This window comes from Bacillus sp. P4_D3, from assembly GCF_056401855.1.
This window is the reverse complement of record NZ_JBFUIN010000684.1, coordinates 1-1,643: the sequence shown is the minus strand read 5'-3', so window position 1 is coordinate 1,643 and position 1,643 is coordinate 1. Positions and strand designations below refer to the sequence as shown.

Below are 1,643 nucleotides of genomic sequence, written 5' to 3'. Positions count from 1 at the left end.
ATATAAAGTTGTAGTCCATTCTAATAATCCATTCGGTGCATGGGAAACATTCATTGATGCAGAAAATGGAAAGTTAATTAAAAAGGTTGATATAAACCGAAAAGCAGAAGGAACAGGAAAAGTATTTTTACCTAATCCTGTCGTATCTAGTGGTAGTAAAACAGGATTAAAAGATAGTAATGATGCAGATTCAACAGCACTAACGAATCAACTGAAAACTGTTACGTTAAAAGGTTTAGATGGTACAGGATTTTTAATTGGTGAGTATGTTACAATTTCTTCAAAAGCGAAGACGAAATCTACAAACTTACAATTTAACTATACACGTGCAAATGATAGCTTTGAAGATGTTATGTCGTATTATCATATCGATACATTGCAGCGTTACATTCAAGGATTGGGCATTAACAATATTAATAATCGTTCTATTAAAGTGAATGTAAATGGTACAACTGATGATAACTCATTTTATTCACCATCAACGAAAGCCTTAACTTTCGGTACTGGCGGAGTAGATGATGCAGAAGATGCGGGCATTATCGCGCATGAATATGGACATTCTATTCAAGATAATCAAGTACCAGGCTTCGGAAGTTCACCAGAAGGTGGAGCGATGGGAGAAGGGTTTGGAGACTTCTTAGGTGCTACTTATGAAGATGCAGTATCGACAACAGGTTACGGTAAAGCATGTATTGGAGAATGGGATGCGACCGCTTATTCTAGTTCAGATCCGACGTGCTTACGCCGATTAGATACGAATAAAGTATACCCGAAAGATATAACGAATGAAGTGCATAATGATGGAGAAATTTGGGCTCAAGGTCAATACGAAATGGCACAGGCCTTTGGCCGTGATGTAGCAACAAAAATTATTTTACAATCACATTGGTCATTAACGCCAAATGCTAAATTCCGTGATGGAGCGAAGGCGATTAAACAAGCAGATGCTCTTTTATACGGCGGACAACACGCGGCTGAAATTGATCGCATTTGGGCAGCGAGAGGGATTAGTACGAATTAATTAAAAACGTCGTGGCATTTATAAGCCACGACGTTTTTAATTTGCTTAAGAACTGGTACTGGAAAATTTATTGGTATCGGTAATAATGTACATATACCGATAAATTTACTTTACTGCTTCTTTAAAAACAAAATGCTCTTTAAATTTTCTAGATTCAAATTTTTGACCGTTTCTCATGGAGAGGAAAGGATGTTCTTGCCACGTAATGATCACGTCAATCTTATCCGCTTTTGTAGAAACTGGAAAATTAGCGTGTTCAAATCCAGTTTTTTCGCCCGCTAGACGACTTTCTTTTAGGGAAAAGAGTTCATATTTTGTTTTCGTATGTGGTTCATTCCGAAAAACTTCAACTTGTACATTATACACTTCACTTTTTCCAAGATTTTTTACAGAGAAATGATATGTTTGAAATACACCTTTTTTTGGTTGCAACAATTTTTCACTCGTTCTTTTTACTTCATCAATATTCACTTGCCATTGATCAGAATTTTGAGAGATTGGTAAAGATTTTGGTGAATATGCGTATGTTTCATTAACTACAACTAAGCACAATAATAGGAGAAAGAAACTAATTGTTTTTTTCATATGTACACCTCCGATAAAACTTTAATAATAATATGCG

2 protein-coding genes are annotated in these 1,643 nt (G+C 35.6%); one reads left to right on the top strand and one right to left on the bottom strand.

The features are described from left to right. On the top strand, positions 1 to 1,021 hold a 1,021-nt coding region (locus AC1DTM_RS25560), incomplete at its 5' end, for a M36 family metallopeptidase (protein WP_477001198.1). A gap of 105 nt (positions 1,022 to 1,126) precedes the next feature. Here AC1DTM_RS25560 and AC1DTM_RS25555 read toward each other — a convergent pair. After that, on the bottom strand, positions 1,127 to 1,606 hold the full coding sequence (locus tag AC1DTM_RS25555; RefSeq protein ID WP_016104719.1) for a hypothetical protein: 480 nt from the start codon (positions 1,604 to 1,606) through the stop codon (positions 1,127 to 1,129). Positions 1,607 to 1,643 lie beyond the last annotated feature (37 nt).